This is a genomic window from Paenibacillus allorhizosphaerae (assembly GCF_042659105.1).
GTDB classification, from domain to species: Bacteria; Bacillota; Bacilli; order Paenibacillales; family NBRC-103111; genus Paenibacillus_G; species Paenibacillus_G allorhizosphaerae.
Genome location: NZ_JBHSRV010000008.1, coordinates 154281 through 172146, shown reverse-complemented (window position 1 = coordinate 172146; position 17866 = coordinate 154281). Strand labels below are relative to the sequence as shown.

20 protein-coding genes are annotated in these 17866 nt (G+C 51.4%); 18 read left to right on the top strand and 2 right to left on the bottom strand.

Annotation, left to right across the window (positions count from 1 at the left end; all coding sequences use genetic code 11):
- Positions 1-53: 53 nt before the first annotated feature.
- The 5 genes from ACFQI7_RS25625 (at position 54) to ACFQI7_RS25605 (ending at position 4150) form a co-directional block, all read left to right on the top strand.
- The gene (locus ACFQI7_RS25625; RefSeq protein ID WP_218099806.1) at positions 54-1073 is read left to right on the top strand and encodes a methionine ABC transporter ATP-binding protein; all 1020 of its coding nucleotides are present in this window, start codon (positions 54-56) and stop codon (positions 1071-1073) included.
- On the top strand, positions 1063-1728 hold the full coding sequence (locus ACFQI7_RS25620; RefSeq protein WP_218099805.1) for a methionine ABC transporter permease: 666 nt from the start codon (positions 1063-1065) through the stop codon (positions 1726-1728). The genes ACFQI7_RS25625 and ACFQI7_RS25620 overlap by 11 nt, the downstream gene beginning before the upstream one ends.
- A gap of 38 nt (positions 1729-1766) precedes the next feature.
- A complete protein-coding gene (locus ACFQI7_RS25615; RefSeq protein ID WP_218099804.1) occupies positions 1767-2633 on the top strand; it encodes a MetQ/NlpA family ABC transporter substrate-binding protein in 867 nt (288 codons plus the stop codon).
- Between the two features lie 97 nt (positions 2634-2730).
- Positions 2731-3621, top strand: coding sequence for a DMT family transporter (locus tag ACFQI7_RS25610; RefSeq protein ID WP_218099803.1), 891 nt, complete (start codon positions 2731-2733; stop codon positions 3619-3621).
- 49 nt (positions 3622-3670) lie between these two features.
- Complete coding sequence (locus tag ACFQI7_RS25605; RefSeq protein WP_230415061.1) at positions 3671-4150, top strand: hypothetical protein; 480 nt, start codon at positions 3671-3673, stop codon at positions 4148-4150.
- Between the two features lie 170 nt (positions 4151-4320).
- Here the strand turns inward: ACFQI7_RS25605 and ACFQI7_RS25600 are convergent, their stop codons facing one another.
- Positions 4321-5706 (bottom strand): glycosyl hydrolase family 28-related protein, encoded by a 1386-nt coding sequence (locus ACFQI7_RS25600; RefSeq protein ID WP_218099802.1) that lies wholly within the window; start codon positions 5704-5706, stop codon positions 4321-4323.
- Between the two features lie 260 nt (positions 5707-5966).
- On the opposite strand from ACFQI7_RS25600, the gene ACFQI7_RS25595 reads away from it, so the two are divergent.
- From ACFQI7_RS25595 to ACFQI7_RS25535, 13 genes are all read left to right on the top strand, one after another.
- Complete coding sequence (locus tag ACFQI7_RS25595; RefSeq protein ID WP_218099801.1) at positions 5967-6707, top strand: Fic family protein; 741 nt, start codon at positions 5967-5969, stop codon at positions 6705-6707.
- A 213-nt stretch (positions 6708-6920) separates the two neighbouring features.
- Positions 6921-7697 carry a threonine/serine exporter family protein gene (locus tag ACFQI7_RS25590; RefSeq protein WP_218099800.1) on the top strand — a complete coding sequence of 259 codons (777 nt, stop codon included), beginning with the start codon at positions 6921-6923 and terminating at the stop codon, positions 7695-7697.
- Positions 7697-8137, top strand: a complete 441-nt coding sequence (locus tag ACFQI7_RS25585) for a threonine/serine exporter family protein (protein WP_218099931.1) — start codon at positions 7697-7699, stop codon at positions 8135-8137. The genes ACFQI7_RS25590 and ACFQI7_RS25585 overlap by 1 nt, the downstream gene beginning before the upstream one ends.
- Before the next feature lie 343 nt (positions 8138-8480).
- The gene (locus tag ACFQI7_RS25580) at positions 8481-9512 is read left to right on the top strand and encodes an ABC transporter ATP-binding protein (RefSeq protein ID WP_218099799.1); all 1032 of its coding nucleotides are present in this window, start codon (positions 8481-8483) and stop codon (positions 9510-9512) included.
- On the top strand, positions 9490-10416 hold the full coding sequence (locus ACFQI7_RS25575) for an ABC transporter ATP-binding protein (protein ID WP_218099798.1): 927 nt from the start codon (positions 9490-9492) through the stop codon (positions 10414-10416). The genes ACFQI7_RS25580 and ACFQI7_RS25575 overlap by 23 nt, the downstream gene beginning before the upstream one ends.
- A gap of 20 nt (positions 10417-10436) precedes the next feature.
- Positions 10437-11405 (top strand): oligopeptide ABC transporter permease, encoded by a 969-nt coding sequence (opp4B, locus tag ACFQI7_RS25570; RefSeq protein WP_218099797.1) that lies wholly within the window; start codon positions 10437-10439, stop codon positions 11403-11405.
- A 32-nt stretch (positions 11406-11437) separates the two neighbouring features.
- Positions 11438-12337, top strand: a complete 900-nt coding sequence (locus ACFQI7_RS25565; protein ID WP_218099930.1) for an ABC transporter permease — start codon at positions 11438-11440, stop codon at positions 12335-12337.
- 15 nt (positions 12338-12352) lie between these two features.
- The gene (gene opp4A / locus ACFQI7_RS25560) at positions 12353-14137 is read left to right on the top strand and encodes an oligopeptide ABC transporter substrate-binding protein (protein ID WP_218099796.1); all 1785 of its coding nucleotides are present in this window, start codon (positions 12353-12355) and stop codon (positions 14135-14137) included.
- Positions 14138-14223: 86 nt separating this feature from the next.
- Positions 14224-14457: a hypothetical protein gene (locus ACFQI7_RS25555; RefSeq protein WP_218099795.1), complete on the top strand. Its 234-nt coding sequence runs from the start codon at positions 14224-14226 to the stop codon at positions 14455-14457.
- Complete coding sequence (locus ACFQI7_RS25550) at positions 14454-14849, top strand: PIN domain-containing protein (RefSeq protein WP_230415059.1); 396 nt, start codon at positions 14454-14456, stop codon at positions 14847-14849. Before ACFQI7_RS25555 ends, ACFQI7_RS25550 begins: the two co-directional genes overlap by 4 nt.
- 169 nt (positions 14850-15018) lie before the next feature.
- Positions 15019-15789, top strand: a complete 771-nt coding sequence (locus ACFQI7_RS25545; RefSeq protein ID WP_218099793.1) for an NUDIX domain-containing protein — start codon at positions 15019-15021, stop codon at positions 15787-15789.
- A gap of 63 nt (positions 15790-15852) precedes the next feature.
- Positions 15853-16515 carry a nicotinamide riboside transporter PnuC gene (pnuC, locus tag ACFQI7_RS25540; RefSeq protein WP_218099792.1) on the top strand — a complete coding sequence of 221 codons (663 nt, stop codon included), beginning with the start codon at positions 15853-15855 and terminating at the stop codon, positions 16513-16515.
- Positions 16491-17501: an AAA family ATPase gene (locus ACFQI7_RS25535; protein ID WP_218099791.1), complete on the top strand. Its 1011-nt coding sequence runs from the start codon at positions 16491-16493 to the stop codon at positions 17499-17501. The genes pnuC and ACFQI7_RS25535 overlap by 25 nt, the downstream gene beginning before the upstream one ends.
- Positions 17502-17578: 77 nt before the next feature.
- Here the strand turns inward: ACFQI7_RS25535 and ACFQI7_RS25530 are convergent, their stop codons facing one another.
- Positions 17579-17857 carry a hypothetical protein gene (locus tag ACFQI7_RS25530; protein ID WP_218099790.1) on the bottom strand — a complete coding sequence of 93 codons (279 nt, stop codon included), beginning with the start codon at positions 17855-17857 and terminating at the stop codon, positions 17579-17581.
- Positions 17858-17866: the final 9 nt, after the last annotated feature.

Below are 17866 nucleotides of genomic sequence, written 5' to 3'. Positions count from 1 at the left end.
ACGAACGACGCCTTTTCTCGACGGAAAAGGTGTTTTTGCTTGGGGGGAGTTTCATGATCGAGCTGAGGCATTTGCACAAGCAATATAAAACGAAAAAAGGCACCGTCATCGGCGTTCACGACGTCAATCTGACGATCGCTAGAGGGACGATCTTCGGGATCGTCGGCTACAGCGGCGCAGGCAAAAGCTCCGTGCTGCGGTGCATCAACCTGCTGGAGCGTCCCACGTCCGGTGAAGTGATCGTAGACGGCGTCAATTTGACCTCGCTGGCGGGCGAGGGGCTGCGGCTGGCGCGGCAAAAGATCGGCATCATCTTTCAGCATTTTCATCTAATCAGCAGCAAAACCGTATTCGAGAACGTCGCTTTCGCGCTGAAGGCGGCGGGCAAATCCGCATCGGACTTTGCTCCGCGGGTGCATGAACTGCTGCAGCTGGTTGGACTGTCGGACAAAGCGGATCATTACCCGGCTCAGCTGAGCGGCGGACAGAAGCAGCGGGTGGGCATCGCCCGGGCGCTCGCGAACGATCCGCAAGTGCTGCTCTGCGATGAAGCGACGTCCGCGCTGGACCCGATGACGACGCAGTCGATCTTGTCGCTGCTGCGGGAGATTAATCAGAAGCTCGGCATCACCATCGTCCTGATCACACACGAGATGGATGTGGTGAAAGAGTTGTGCCATCAAGTGGCGATCATGAATAACGGGCGGATCATCGAAGAGGGCGCCGTCTATGATATTTTCGCCGATCCGCAGCAGCCGCTGACCAAAGAATTCGTGCAAAACACGCTTGAATTCAAGCTGCCCCGCAAAATGTGGGACAAGCGCGATCCGAACGGCCGAATAGTCAAAGTGCTGTTCCGCAACGAAGCCGCGGAGCAGGCCGTTATTTATGAAATGCTCAAGCATGTTCCCGTGAAGACGAACATCCTCCACGGCAAAATCGACTACATCGGGGATAAGCCGCTCGGCACGTTCATTATGGAAATAACCGGCGACTCGGCGCAGCTGGAGCAAGCTTTGCAATTTCTAAGAGATCAACAGTGCGGCGTGGAGGTGGTCACCGATGCAGGGTAGCGCATTTATGGAGCTGCTGCCGGACATGCTCAAAGCTTTTTACGAAACGCTGTACATGGTCGGTCTGTCGCTCATTATCGCGATTGTGGTCGGCATTCCGCTCGGGATTCTGCTGTTCATTAGCGACCGGGGGCTGTTCGCCGAAAATCGTTTGGTCAATCAGATGCTCGGCGTGATCGCGAATATCATTCGCTCGATCCCTTTTCTCATCTTGCTCGTGCTGCTGCTGCCGTTCACGCAATGGCTGCTCGGCACGACCATCGGTCCGACCGCCGCGGCGGTGCCGCTGTCCGTCGCTGCGATTCCGTTCTACGCGCGGCTGGTGGAAAGCTCTTTGCGGGAAGTGAGCAAAGGCGTCATAGAAGCGGCCGTCGCCGCCGGGGCGAAGCCTTGGCTTATTATTCGCGAAGTGCTGCTGCCCGAGGCGAAGCCCGGCATCATCTCCGGGTTAACGATTACCGCGATCAGCTTGCTCGGCTTCTCGGCCATGGCCGGAACGGTCGGCGGCGGAGGCATTGGGGACCTCGCGATCCGGTTCGGGTATTACCGCTACGATAATCAAGTATTGTTTACAACGGTGATTCTGCTCATCGTGATGGTTCAAATCATCCAGTTTATCGGGGATTGGGCCGCGCGGAAAGTAGATAAGCGTTAATATATTCAAAGGGTCATATAGAGAGGGAGAGAGAAACCATGAAAAAAAATATGTTGATGCTGCTGGCGTTGGTCCTGATCTTCTCCGTGTTCGCCGCCGCATGCGGCAGCAAGCCGGGAGCGGGAACGACGAACAATGCAGCCGGTGGGGCAGCAGGGAAAGAAGAACCGAAGAAAGCGCTGAAAATCGGCGCAACCGCCGGTCCTTACAGCGATATGGTCAGCAAAGCGATCAAGCCGCTGATGGAGAAAAAAGGCTACACCATCGAAGTCGTTGAATTCAACGACTACGTTCAACCGAATAAAGCGCTGGCGAGCGGTTCTTTGAACGCCAACCTGTTCCAGCACGTGCTGTATTTGAAGAAATTTGCCGAAGACAACAAATTGGACCTGAAAGAAGTCATCAGTGTGCCTACGGCGCCGATGGGTCTGTACTCCAAGAAGTTCAAATCGCTTAACGACATTAAAGAAGGCAGCGCACTGACGATCTCCAACGACGCGGCCAACCTGTACCGCTCGCTGCTGCTGCTGCAAGATATCGGCCTGGTGAAAATGAAGAAGGACGCCGATCCGGCGAAAGCTTCCGAGAAAGACATCGAAGAAAATCCGAAGAAGCTGAACATCAAGCCGCTGGAAGCCGCTCAGCTGCCTAGAACCGTAGACAGTTCCGACCTCGCCCTCGTGCCGGGGAACTTCGCCCTCGCCGCGAAGATGGATCTGACCTCCGCGTTGAAATTGGAAAACATGGCGGAAAACTACCGCAACGTGCTTGTCGTCAACACGAAAGACATCGACAGCCAAATGGCGAAAGATTTGAAAGAAACGATTCAATCCAAAGACTTCGAGAAAATCATGGACGAACAGTTCAAAGGCTTCTCCAAGCCGCAATGGATGACAGGAAAGTAAAGATGATAGGGATGAAGGCTGCCTTGGGGTGGCCTTTTCTCGTATTTGTGGAAGTTTCTCTGATGGAATATGATCAGCTTATAAGGAGTGATACGCTATGCAGGGGCTTTCCCGAACGCGAACGACACTGCTTGTCGCGTTTCTTGTATTGGTCTGGGGCGTGAACTGGCCGTTATCGAAGTTTGCGCTTAGCTACACGCCGCCTGTGCTGTTTTCGGGCATGAGAACGTTATTGGGCGGTCTGCTTCTGCTGTTTGCCGCGGTGCCTAGATATAAGCAGCTTCGGCTCAAGGAAACGTGGCATATTTACATTTTGTCTTCGCTGCTCAATATTATTTGCTACTATGGCCTGCAAACGATCGGACTGAACTATTTGCCGGCCGGCTTGTTCGCGACCATCGTCTTCCTGCAGCCGGTGCTGCTAGGCGTATTTTCCTGGCTGTGGCTGGGCGAAGCGATGTACGGCCTCAAAATCGTCGGCCTCATCCTCGGCTTTTCCGGCGTAGCCGTAATCAGCGCCGGCGGCTTGTCCGGCCATATCTCCGCCGTCGGCATTCTGCTCGCGCTCGGATCTGCGTTAAGTTGGGCTTTGGGTACATCGTATGTGAAAAAGGTAAGCGGCGCGGTTGATCCGATCTGGCTCGTAACGCTTCAGCTCATCTTCGGAGGGCTGGTGATGACGGGAGTGGGCTCGGAAGTGGAAAGCTGGTCCGGCATCATATGGAACGTACCTTATATCTCGAGCCTGCTGTTCATCTCGGTCTTCGTCATCGCGATCGGATGGCTGGTGTTTTACAAGCTGATTGGCTCGGGAGAGGCTACGAAGGTTGCCTCGTATACGTTTCTTATTCCGCTCGTTGCGATCTTGATCGGCACCGTATTTTTGCATGAGCCGTTTACGTTGTATTTGTTAGCGGGGTTAATACTTATTGTTGTTAGTATTTTTTTGGTGAATCGGAAACCAGGAAAAAGCGCAGCTCGGTTGTGAGCTGTGTTCTTTTGCTGGGGTGGATGTATTCTCGCATACGTGCATTTGTATGAAATTCTCCTTTCCCCCAAACAACAAAAACTGTAGTTACCTCGTAACCACAGTTTTTTCTTTTGTTGCTCTCTACCAATCGCGAGGGCGGTTTCAATCGTACGGAGATGCCGGCATTCATTGGTATGGCAAGATAGAAGACTGGAAGGTAGTCCGGCGTAAGGAAATTACGGAACGCCCCGCCCGACGCGGCACGGAAGAACAGCTATACGTAAAGTTTACGGTAGAGAAGTGGCTGAAGCGGGAGCGACCTATCGTTCCTGGGGGCAGAGGGATTTATACGCTGCTGTATACCTCGAAGTACATGTTCGACCGCGCTCTTGAAATCGCAGAGCTGAAGCTGGAAACCGAGGAGGATCTGTTGCAATGGCGTGAGCAGCGACGGAGGGGGCTTGTACAAGTGGAGCTGGATCATGAACAAGTGGACTTGGCAAGCAAAGTTGTGGGCGTCCGCGTTGTGGATCAGAGGGAGAAGTAGGGGAAAGGAAAGATCCCTTACACGGAGGAACGGGCATGGACAGACTAGCTAGTCCTAGTATGATAACTCCTAGGCAGTTGCCACGTGGCGGAAAGCCATCCATGCCCGTAAAAGCTCCATGTCAAGGACTGTGGTTAAGGCACTAAAGTTAAAGGTGATTAAACCATTTATTAGTTTCCTGTGAAGCCTTCTAGCTTGATCAATCCATTGAAGGTTGCCCCGCTTGGAGGCGTGATTGTTATCACGTCCCGGCTGGCAATATTTATATTTGAATTTGGTATGCCGGTAGAGTTGGCGGTAATGTCCCATTTTACGGGATTATCGGAGAATCTGAAATTTTTCGGCAATGCAATGGTTTGCGCACTGTTTGCAATACCGACATATTTGTCCAAATATAACCATAACTCCGCGTAAGATTGAACAGCAACTCGATTGGATGAGGGCAAGCCGGGCTTCTTTATAACCGTAGCGTTGATCGCTCCGCCTATCGCCCCATTCGTAGTGACTGCTCGTTGAGCTTCCGGAAACAGACCGGCATTATAACCAGCCCCGAATGTAAAATCGTCCAGTTGAAAATGCCCTTGCCAAATGGCGTTATTGCCATGGACATAAAATATGCCTTTCGCCCCTTTTGAAAAAGGAGCCGCTCCAGGATAATAGCGATTTATTCCCTTGCAAAATCCAACTTGTATAGCATAATCGGCTGGCCTATTTGCAAGTCTAAGAGCAGGTCCCCAAGAAAACCCTACATGTTCAAACGTTGTATCGATGATGCCTGCTTGACTCGGTACACTCCAATTTTCGGAATATATAACGCCGTTACCCATACCTTCAAAACCGACATGCTTAATCATGACATCGAATAGCACAAAATCGGGAGCGCCTACTCCCGTTGTTGCAGAGAACGCTTCTTGGTAAATACCATATGGAGACGTTCCCAGCGAGCAATGGGATATTAACGTATCCCTCATCCTTGTGCAGCCGATACTAGCGAAGGAGTTGCCTAAGATACGACAGTTGATCATGCTGTTGTCGCCTTGGTCGTTTCTGTAATACACGCCGTAATAACACTGCTGTACCCATACATTCATCAGCGTGTTCTGTGAACCGTTAAAAACAATGCCCGAATCAAACCCGCGGACCATGACATCTTCCATGACCATTGACCCGTTCAGTTGGATCCCATCGGTTCCTTTACCGTACTTGATTGCAACTCCATTTTGTGAGGGTTGAGTATATCCAGTCCTGACCCTTAATCCCCTGAACTGGGTCTTGTATTCGTAGACACATTGTTTAATTAGAATAGCAGGCGTGCCTTGTGCCAATGGAGCCTTTAAAGTCAATATGGAGTGGTTCCAACCAACGCCTTCCACATTTATATTATCTAAAACTAACTGTTCAGAAAATACATAGTCGCCAGGTGTGAAAAATAGCGTTTTTCGATACTTGTCCTGCAGTACCGCTGCGATTGCTTTTTTTATCGCTGCCGTGTCATCCGTAACGCCATCGCCAAGTGCGCCGTAATCCTTTGGTGTTACTCTAATGAGATCTGCCATGTTCCTTAACCTCCATTTTTTAAGAGTTTCTTATATTTGTAGACATTAGCCTAGAATTTGTTTTGTAGAATCCATCACCATCTATTGTGGATAATAATTAATTTATGTGGCGTATTCGTCAAATGATTGGATTCTTACTTTGCTTGAACAACACATATGTAATTTTAAAAGCTTTGGAGATCTATATGGCCGTTCTTGGAGTTTAACCATCCCTCACTGTGATATAATGGTAATAACTACGCAGGGAGGAGGGGATTTTGATGGATTTTCAACAAATCGATGATTTAAAAAGGGAACTCGATCAGCTCCGACCTTTACCACCGGCAGCGGTTAAAAATTTGGATGAGGTTTACAGAGTGGAATGGACGTATAACTCTAACGCGATCGAGGGGAATACGTTGAGCCTTCTGGAGACCAAACTTGTATTGGAAGAAGGATTAACCATTGGCGGTAAAAAGCTGCGCGAGCACTTTGAAGTCATCAATCATTCCGAAGCAATAAGTTATGTTCAAGAAATCGTCAATCGAGACATAGAGTTGTCGGAGTTTGTTATCAAATCCATCCACCAGTTGGTTCTTAAAAATATCGATGATGAAAATGCCGGCCGCTATCGAACGATTAACGTCATGATCTCCGGCTCACAGCACACCCCTCCGCATTTTACGGTGGTTTCCGAAAGAATGGAGCAGTTGGTTCGATGGTACCACGACCATAAAGATGAACTCCATCCCGTAGAGCTTGCAGCGGCGTTTCATTTTCGGTTTGTATATATTCATCCTTTTACAGATGGCAATGGACGAACTGCCCGACTATTAATGAATCTAATTCTAATGAAGTATGGTTTTCCGCCTGCCATCGTAAAAGCCGCAAGCGAAACGCGGTTGAAATATTATGAAGCGTTAGAAGAAGCAAGTATCCGTGATGACTCGAACTCCTTTCACCAGCTTATAGCTCAATGTGTTGAGGAGAGTTTGCGGAGATATATAGCAGCGGTAAAGTGAGTAATTAGAGTGGTCCATATATAGATATAACAATGAGGCGTTGGCTTACGGCCATCGCTTTTCTTCTACACCGCATTCCTTGAATTGCAGGTTCTGGTCTGAATAGTACGCTAGTGTTATACTGTCATGAAGCCAAGCTAACCATATATTTCCGAAACAAAAGATTTCCCACATACGATCCACTACCGTAAAGGAGGCTGAGAGGAGAAACGAATGAAATCGATACCCGACGCAACCTATGATATTGCACAAGTTTGTTTATTAGCGGGGAAAATCATTTTGGAAAACGGCGGGGAAACGTCCCGGGTAGAGGACACGATGACGCGCATGGCCCATTCGTTCGGGTTTCCTTACGCGCATAGCTATGTGACCCCGACGGGCATTCTGTTCTCCTTGGACGGGCCGGAGCATGCTACCAGATTAATCCGCATATCTGAACGTTCCACCGATCTCCGCAAGGTTACGGTCGTGAACGCGATTTCCAGAAGGATCAGTCAGGGTGAGTTGACGGCAGCGGAAGCGTACCGGCTGCTGAAAGAAGTCGAGACGGCCAATGATGGGTACACGACATGGTTTCGTATCGCAGCGGCAGCCGTGGCCAGCGGCTGTTTTTTGATCATGTTCGGCGGGAGCTGGCGGGATTTTATCCCCGCAATGCTGTGCGGAGGCGCCGGTTTTTGGTTCGTCATCTATTTTCATAAGCTGATTCCGATCAAGTTTTTTGCCGAATTTCTGGCTGCGCTGGTGACCGGCGCGACGGCTTCCTTGCTGCTGCAAGCCGGACTCGGCCATGATCTGGAGAAGATGATTATCGGCTCGGTCATGCCGCTCGTACCGGGACTTCTGATCACCAATGCCGTCCGCGATTTAATGTCGGGGCATCTCGTTTCCGGCATTTCGAAAGGGGCGGAAGCGTTCCTGACAGCCTTTGCCATCGGAGCGGGAATTGCCTGCATCCTTTCGTTTTACAAGGGGGAAGGGATCGCATGATGATGATCGAACAGCTCTTGACCAGCTTTGCCGCTTCCGCTGCGTTCGCGATCTTGTTCCAGGCGCCGAAGCGTACCTTGCTGCAGTGCGGCTTTGTCGGCATGGCCGGCTGGCTGCTGTATATTTCTTTTATGGAAATGTCCACGGATCCGATTCTGGCGACGTTGTACGCCTCGTTCTTCATTACGGTACTGAGCCTCGTATTCGCCAAATTGTACAAAACGCCAATCATCGTATTCAATGTCGCGGGCATTATTCCGCTCGTTCCCGGCGGGCTCGCCTATGATGCGATGAGGAATGTCGTCGAGAATCGATACGACATTGCTGTGCAGCTCGGTTTTAAGGCATTTTTGCTGTCGGGCGCGATCGCGGCGGGGCTCTTTTTTACGGAAGTGATCAACCAGATCATTATGAAGCTGAGAGCTCGGCGGGAGACTTGAAGCGGAGCTTTCCCGACAATCCGCATTTTGATTATGAGACAGCCGCGAATAACGCTTGAAATGGTCGGCGCTCGACTCGTTCGGGAAAATGATTCCTAAGCGATCGGACACGAGATCCGTTTCTTGCTTTACCGCATTTTCCACATGCCATACCGCCTCCAAGCTTATAAAAATAAGCGGAGGCTTTTTTTGTTTAGGTATAAACGATCGGCCAGCCATATGATAAAATAGACGTACAATATTTTCCTCTATTACCATTCAAGCAATAGGGCTCCCCTTCACGTGCGGACAACTTTGCAGCCCGCGGCTATTTACTACTATACGCACGAAAGAAGGGGATGAATTGTTTACGCAACCCGTATTGGAAGTCGAGAAGCTGCGGGTTTCTTTCCGCATTCAAGATGAGTACTACGCTGCCGTCGACGGTGTTTCGTTATCGGTTCATCCGAATGAAGTGCTTGCCATTGTAGGTGAATCGGGCTGCGGGAAAAGCGCGCTCGCGCTGGCCATTGCCGGACTGCATGCAACGGGCAGAACGAAGATCGAAGGTTCCGCCGTGTTCCAAGGTACAAATTTGCTGACGTTACCGACGAGCGAGCTGAACGACATTCGCGGCAAGCGGATCGGCATGATCTTTCAAGACCCGCTTACCGCACTCAATCCGCTCATGACGGTAGGCCGGCAAATTGAAGAGAGCATGGATTACCATACGACGCTGTCTTCCGCAGACAAACGGAAGCGCACGTTGGAGCTGCTGGAACGGGTAGGGATTTCGGACCCGAAGCAGGCATACACCCGCTACCCTCATGAGCTGTCCGGCGGCATGAGGCAGCGCGTCATGATTGCCATTGCCATCGCATGCGAGCCGCAGCTGCTCATTGCCGATGAGCCTACGACCGCGCTGGACGTGACGATTCAAGCGCAAATCATGGATTTGCTCAAAGAATTGCAGCAGCAAACAAGCGCAGGCATTATGTTCATCACCCATAACTTCGGCCTCGTCGCCGAAATGGCCGATCGCGTAGCGGTGATGTATGCGGGAGAGATTGTCGAGCTGGCCGATGTTCATACGCTGTTCGATCAGCCGCTGCATCCGTATACGCGTTCGCTGCTGCAATCGATTCCTTCCCTTCATACTCCGAAACAGCCGCTTCATGTCATCCAAGGGATGGTTCCGCCGCTGCACAAACAATCCAGAACAGGCTGCCGATTCCAGCCGCGCATTCGCTGGATCGCCGACGCCGAGCACGAGGAGCATCCGGTGCTGCGCGAAGTCGAGCCCGGGCACTGGGTTCGCTGCACCTGTTACCGCAATTTTCGATTTCCACACGAGTCCACGGGAGGCATGAGCGATGGCGCTACTTACCGTGTCTGATCTGAAAGTCCATTATCCCGTACGCGGCGGCTTCTTTCGAAGGGTCGTCGGTGAGGTGAAGGCCGTCGACGGCATCAGCTTCGAGCTGCGGCGCGGCGAAACGTACGGCCTCGTCGGGGAATCCGGCTGCGGCAAGACGACGACCGGCCGGGCGATCATCGGGCTGATCGAAGCCACTTCCGGGAACATCTTATTGGAAGAAACCACGCTTACCAAGCGATCCCGGCGTGAGCATCCGCATTACCGCAAAGATATTCAAATGATTTTTCAAGATCCGTATTCCTCGCTCAATCCAAGGAAACGGGTGCTCGATATCGTGGCGGAGCCGCTTCGCAACTTCGAGAGGATGTCGCCGCAAGAGGAAAAGAAGAAGGTGCAGCAGTTCATTGAAAAAGTAGGGCTGCACCCGGAAGCGCTGCTGAAATACCCGCATGAATTTTCCGGCGGACAACGGCAGCGGATCGGGATTGCGCGCGCGCTGATGCTGAATCCGAAGATCATCATTGCGGATGAGCCGGTATCGGCGCTGGATGTGTCCGTACAAGCCCAGGTGCTTAATTTCCTGAAGGACATTCAGCAGGAATTTCAGCTTACGTATCTGTTGATCAGCCATGATCTGGGCATGATTCGGCATATGTGCGACCGGATCGGCATTATGTATCGCGGCAGGCTGGTCGAGGAGGGGACGGCGCACGATCTGTTCCACAGCCCGCAGCATATTTACGCCAAAAGGCTGATCTCCGCCATACCGAATCTGAATCCGCACGAGCGGCTGGAACAAAAGATGCTTCGGCAGCAAATGGAGCAGCAGTTCGAGGAGACTCGCCATCATTATTTTGACCGGGAGGGACGCGCACACCCGCTGAAGCGGCTCTCGGATACGCATTCTGCCGCCATCCTGTGAGAGAGGGGATTGGATAACTGATGTGGACTTTTATATTGCGGCGGTTGATGACGATGATCCCCCAATTGTTTCTATTGAGCGTGCTCGTCTTCCTGCTGGCCAAGGCGATGCCTGGAGACGCCTTGACCGGACAGCTCGTGCAAAATCCGCAAATGGATGCGCAGACGCTGAACGAGTTAAGGCAAAAGCTCGGCTTGACCGATCCGCTCTATGTCCAGTATGCAAGCTGGATACAGCGCCTGCTGCACGGCGATCTCGGCCTCTCGTACGTTCATCAGCAGCCCGTCAACGATCTGCTTGCGGGAAGAATGGGGAATACGATTGTGCTGTCCGCCTGTATTCTGGTCTTAACTTACCTGATTGCCGTGCCGTTAGGCATTGCATCCGGAAGATGGACCGATTCGGGGGCGGATAAGCTCATTGTCGGGTACAGCTATGTCAGCTTGGCTACGCCGTTATTCATTTTTGCGATCGTAATGCTGTTCGTGTTCGGTTTCGCACTGGGCTGGTTTCCTACCGGCGGCAGCGTCGATATTCAGGTGGAGCAGGGAACATTCGCTTATTACATCGATAAAATAAACCACCTTGTATTGCCGAGCTTGTCGGGGGCGCTCATTTCCACGGCGGGGTTGATCCTATATTTGCGCAATGAAATCATCGAGACGAAAATAAAAGATTTTGTCAAGACGGCCAGAGCCAAAGGCGTACCGGAATCGCGCATTTACTCGCGCCATATCGTGCGCAATTCCTTTTTGCCGATCGCCGCCTTTCTGGGGTATGAGATTACGGGGTTAATCGGCGGGTCGATCTTCCTGGAGTCGATCTTCAGCTATCCGGGGATGGGACAGCTGTTTCTTCAGTCGATCACGCAGCGCGATTACAGCGTCGTTACGGCGCTTGTCATGATTTCGGGGCTGGCAACGCTCATGGGAACGCTGCTGTCGGATATCATTCTAAGCGCAGTAGACCCGCGCATACGAATGGAATAGCGGGATAGGAGGACAAGAACGTGAACACCACCATCGCAAGCGATTCGGAGCAAGGCGAGGCACTGGCCGGCAGAAGCCCTTCCGCACTCTCCATCCTGTGGCGTGAATTGACAAAAGACACGCTGGCCGTCGTTTCCTTGTTTCTTTTGCTGCTCATTCTCGCCATCGTCTATATTTCATCGTTGTTTCTGGATCAGGAAAGCATCGTGAAGGTCGATCTGCTATCCATTTATGCACCGCCGTCTGCGGAGCATTGGCTCGGCACCGATTACGGAGGGAGAGATATTTTCGGGCAGCTGATCATCGGGGCGCGCAACTCGTTTTCCATCGGTCTGGCCATTACGCTCATTACCGGAATCATCGGTCTGGCTGTCGGTATGACTGCTGGATATTTCGGCGGAATTCTTGACAATCTCATCATGCGCGTGATCGACTTTATTCTCGTGCTGCCGTTTCTGATGCTTGTCATCGTGTTTATCGCGATCGTGCCGAAGAATAACGTATTGATGTTTATCGTCATTATGAGCGCCTTTTTATGGACGGGGAAAGCGCGGCTCATTCGCGCCAAGACGCTGGCGGAGCGGGAGCTCGATTATGTCAGCGCCTCGAAGACGCTGGGGACGCCCGACTGGATCATCATGGTACGGGAAATATTGCCCAACCTGAGCTCGATCATCATCGTGAACTTGACGCTCAATCTGGCGGGAAACATCGGGATCGAGTCCGGCTTAAGCTACTTGGGCTTCGGATTGCCGGAGAGCACGCCAAGCCTCGGTACGCTCGTCAGCTATGCGACGAATCCGGTCGTGCTGCAAAGCAAATGGTGGGTTTGGTTGCCCGCCTCCGTACTGATTTTGGTGATGATGCTGTGCATCAACTTTATAGGTCAAGCGCTGAAGCGTGCGGCTGATGCGAGACAGCGATTAGGATAAGAGGGGGAGATCGAAATGAAGAAATCGTACTGGATTTATGTCAGCATACTGGCTGTCCTGATCGTTGCGGTGACGTCGTACATCAGTACCTCCGGCGGCCGTTCTGGCAAAGGCGATGGCAGCAAACCGGCGACGGCCAAAGAAAACATCGGCAATTTCCCAATGGACGTCAAAAATGACGGCGCCATCGTCGACGGCGTACTGAATTACGGACTCGTATCGGATACCCCGTTCGAAGGGACGCTGAACACGGCTTTTTACACGGGGGAGCCGGATGCGGAAATACTGCAATTTTTCGACGAATCTTTATTCCATGGCAACGGCGATTACGAGATTACGAATGACGGGGCGGCCACGTACGAGCTGTCGCCGGACCGGAAAACGATGACGATCAAAATTAAAGACAACGTCCGCTGGCATGATGGCGTGCCGGTCAAAGCGGAAGATCTGGAATACGCCTACCTGATCATCGGGAGCAAAGATTATACCGGCGTTCGCTACGGGAGCGCGCTCTTTCAGGACGTCGTCGGTATGGAGGAGTACCACAGCGGGAAGGCGGCGAACATCTCCGGCATCAAGGTGCTGAACGATAAGACGCTCACCATCACATGGAACAACGCCAATCCTTCGCTGCTGACCGGCGTATGGGCGACGCCTTTTCCGAAGCATTATTTGAAAGACATTCCGATTCAGCAGCTGCCGCAGTCTGATAAAATCCGCAAAACGCCGATCGGGTTCGGTCCGTTCAAGCTGAGCAAAATCGTTCCCGGCGAGTCGGTCGAATTCGTCCGCAATGAGGATTACTGGGAAGGCAAGCCGAATTTGAAGGGCGTCATCGTCAAAGTCGTCAGCCCGCAGGTCGTCCTGCAGTCGCTCAAAAAAGGGCAAATCGACGTCGCCACCTTTCCGACCGACCAGTATCCGACGGCCAAAGACACGAAGAACGTGCAGTTCATCGGCAAAATCGACCTGGCTTATAACTACATCGGCTTCAAGCTCGGCCACTGGGATGCAGCCAAGCAGCAAAGCGTGATGGATAATCCGAAGTTCCAGAACAAACAGCTTCGCCAGGCAATGGCCTACGCGCTGGATAACCAATCCGTAGGCGATAAATTGTATCATGGGCTGCGTTTCCCGGCGACCACGTTGATCCCGCCGTCGTTCCCGGGCTACCACGACAACAATGCGAAGGGCTACCCGTACGACCCGGAAAAAGCGAAAAAGCTGCTTGACGAAGCAGGGTACAAAGACCGCGACGGCGACGGGCTGCGCGAAGATCCGGACGGCAAGAAATTTCCGATCCGCTTCCTGTCGATGAGTGGCGGAGATATCGCGGAACCGCTTGCCAAATTTTATATCCAATGCTGGAGAGCTGTAGGGCTCGATGTCCAGTTGGTCGACGGACGGTTAGCCGAATTCAATTCATTCTACGATATGGTGCAAAAAGACGACCCGAAGGTGGATATTTTCGCCGGCGCTTGGGGAACGGGCTCGGACGTAGACCCGTACGGGCTGTACGCGCGGGACGTCCTCTTCAACTACACGCACTGGGTCAGCGACAAAAACGACGATCTGCTGGCAAAGGGTCATTCGGAGCAAGCGTTTGATAAAGCGTACCGCAAAGACATCTACAACCAGTGGCAAGCATTGATGAGCGAAGAAGTGCCGGTGATTCCGACATTGTATCGCTCGGAAATTTATGCCGTGAACAATCGGGTGAAAAACTTTACCGTCGATCCGAACTCCAAGCTGACGTGGAAAGATGTTGGTGTTACTGCGGAGAAGGCGCAGGTGGAGTAAAGGTAGAGCAATAGCGGTGAAATTATGGAACAGTTACGGATATGCTATAATGATTTTAAAATGTACGATATTGGAGGGATAGACACATGCTCCCCAAAAAAATTGATCAACAAAGCGCGGACGCAATTAAAGCCATCCTTCAAAAACTGAATATAAATCACGCCCGTGTCGTAATTGATCTGGAAAAACAGACAGTAGAAGCAGAAGAAGAGGATTATTCGATCGATGATCTGTTGGACGCAGCTGGGACTTTATCTCCAGAACGAGGTAAGGAGCTTCTCGATGAAGTGAACAGATCGCGCGAGGAATGGGGATCGTGAGTAGAGGGTACTTATTAGATACTAATATCGCAATTGCAGTTCTTGTTAACGAAGGAATGGTGATTGATTTCGTTCAGCAAGCTTCCCGTGATAAAATGTCGATTTATTTTTCCGCTATTACCGAATGCGAAGTATTTGCTGGGTTAAAGCCAGAGGAACAACTTCGTGCGGAAAAGTTGTTTTCAGCCAAGAGATGCTTAGATGTGACTTCTGATATAGCCAAGCTGGGAGGAACGATTCGCAGAGACCAGAAGAGCAAGGGAAGAAAGTTAAAAACTCCTGATGCACTAATTGTAGCGACTGCCCTAGCTTATGATCTAATACTGGTGTCAAGAGATTCTGATATGAGTTTTATTCAGAATGAATTTGAAGTTCCACTGGTAAAAATCTAATAATTTATTCTCATACGCCGCCTCTACATTTTAAATGGGAAGCGGCTTTTCTTGCCAGAGGCGCCGCAAAATTATTTTTTTGCGGCGCTTGACATTTTATCGAACAATGTCATAATGATAATATCAAATCGAAACTAACAAATAGCTTCAACTGCAGGCAGGTGAGAACATGGCACAGAGCGAGAACGAGTCCAACTACACTCCGAACAAATACCGGACACCGGACGGCGCTCCGAGCGATATCGTCATTTTCACGATTACCTCTACGGAGAGAAATACGACGAAAAAGGCACTCCCGGTACGCGAATTGCAGGTCATGCTGATTCAACGGAAGAGTTGGCCGTACGAAGGGCAATGGGCTTTACCCGGCGGGTTTTGCAAGGAATCGGAGAGCATGTATGAATGCGCGCGGCGGGAGCTGCAAGAGGAAACAGGCGTGATGGACGTTCACATGGAGTACTTGAACGTATACAGCAAGCCAGGGCGCGATCCGAGAGGCTGGATCATCTCTCACGCTTTTTTCGCTTTAGTACAAGAGAAGCGATTGGCTGCCCGGCGGGCGGACGACGATGCCGCAGACGTACGCTTATTTTCGGTGGAGGAAGCGCTCTGCATGGAATTGGCTTTCGATCACAGGGAGATTTTGACTGACGCTTTGCATAAAATTCGCGACAAGATGCTCACAACGACGATCGCCAAACAGTTTCTTCCGGAAGAGTTCACGATCAGCGAGCTGTACCAAGTGATCCAAACCGTTGTCCCGGACTTTGAGGAAAAAAACTTCATTCGCAAAGTCACCTCGACGCAAAGCCGCAAGGGCATTATCGAGGAAGTACGAGACCGCCAAGGGGAACTGAAGCTGTCCAACCGCTATTCGCAGCGGGCGGCGCAGCTGTACCGTTTCACCGATTTGACGCCACAGCTGTCGATTTACAGCTGAGGCATTCTTTTTACCTTTTGATATTGTCATATTGATAATATTAATAGCAGGGAGGAACACAGAATGAATAAACCTTGGATGCTACCCATTCTCATGCTCATGATGGCGGCGATTGCCGTATTCACCTCGTCTACGGCGCTTGAAATCGTTGCGACAACGACAGGGTTATGGAGCGTATGGCTTACGGCAAGAGAGAAAATATGGGCTTGGCCGGTCGGGCTGGTCAATGTCGGCTGTTTTTTCTATATGTTCGGGGAAGCAAAATTGTACGCAGATATGACGCTGCAGATCTTCTTTTTCGTCTTAAGCATTTACGGGTGGATCGTATGGTTGACCAAACGGGAGGGGGCAGAAGTCCGCCCCACCCGCAAAATCACGTTCCGGCAGGCGCTGCTGATGTGCTTGCTGCTCGCAGCCATAACGGTAAGCTGGGGATACGTTCTGAAGACATATACGGACGCTTCCATCCCTTACGCCGACGCATTCATAGCCACGCTTAGCCTAATTGCCCAATATTTGCTGTCATCGAAAGTATTGGAGAACTGGCTGTGCTGGATCGCCGTCGACATCATGTCGGTCGCCATGTATGCATACAAAGAGCTTTATGCGGTAGCTTTTCTCTACGTAATCTTTTTATTTATCGCCACGGCCGGGTATGTCGCCTGGAAACGTGAGCTTCATCCCAATGGGAGGAACGAAGCATGCGCCCACACAAAACAGGTTTGACACTCGGGAAATTTGCACCTCTTCACCGCGGTCACCAGTTGATGATCGAGACGGCGATTCGGGAAACGGATGAAGTAATCGTCGTGATCTACGATTGCCCGGAAACGATCCATATTCCTTTGAGCGTCAGGGCGAATTGGATTCGAATGCTTTACCCTCAAGTGCACGTGATCGAAGCTTGGGACGGTCCGGAGGAAACGGGCCATACCGACGAGATTAAACGCATGCACGAGGACTATATGCTGAAAAAGCTGGCGGGAAAGAAAATAACGCACTTCTATTCCAGCGAGTTTTACGGCGATCATATGAGTAAAGCGCTGGGGGCGGTCAATCGTCAAGTAGATGCTGAACGGCGAACGGTTCCGATCTCCGGGACGCAGGTCCGCAATGCCCCTTTTGCGAACCGGCACTTCCTGAGCCCGCTCGTTTACAAGGACATGATCACGAGAGCGGTATTCCTTGGAGCCCCTTCTACGGGCAAAACGACGCTCGCCGCCTATATGGCGGAGCAGCGCAATACGGTATGGATGCCGGAATACGGCAGGGAATATTGGGAGAGGCATCAAGTGGACCGGAGATTAACGCTCAAGCAATTGGAGGATATTGCGGAAGGACATCTGGAGCGGGAAGAGAAGCTCGTGCATGATGCGCGCGACATTCTCTTCGTCGATACGAACGCCATCACGACGTATATGTTTTCGCTGTACTACCACGGAGAAGCCTCTTCGTTGCTAACGCAGCGGGCAGCGGAGGCCGCTTCCCGCTATGATCTTGTGTTTGTATGCGATACTGACATTCCTTACGCAAACACATGGGACCGTTCGGGGGAGGTGCAGCAGCACATCTTCCAAAAGCAGATCATCGCCGATCTTCAGGTCCGCAAAATTCCGTATTTTGTTCTGAACGGAACGCTTGAAGCCCGTGCGGAACAGGTGAACCGGGTTCTCGCGCGATTCCGAAAATATCGCAGTATCGTCGAAGGGTAAGGGCAGGCCTGGGCTCAGAACAGAGCGAAGGCCCGGTACATTGCATCGTTGCAGGTACCGGGTCACCTAATGCTCATTTACTTCTTACCGGCCATTTCCGTTTCAATCGCTTTGTCGGCCCGTTCCTTCATTTCCCGTATGAACGTATTCACATCGGTGCCTGTCGCCAACTTGATCCTTTCTTTTTCTATCAAGTCCCTTACGGTTTTATCGTAAGGGGTTACTTGATGAAACGGGGAGGGGGTTGTTTTGAAGAAAGCTTCAATGTGTTTGCCTTTGTATTCGGGAACGTCCGACCCGTATTGTTTCTTGATGTCCGCGCTTTTCAATACGGTAATGCGGCCGTTTTTGCTCATGACGCTCTG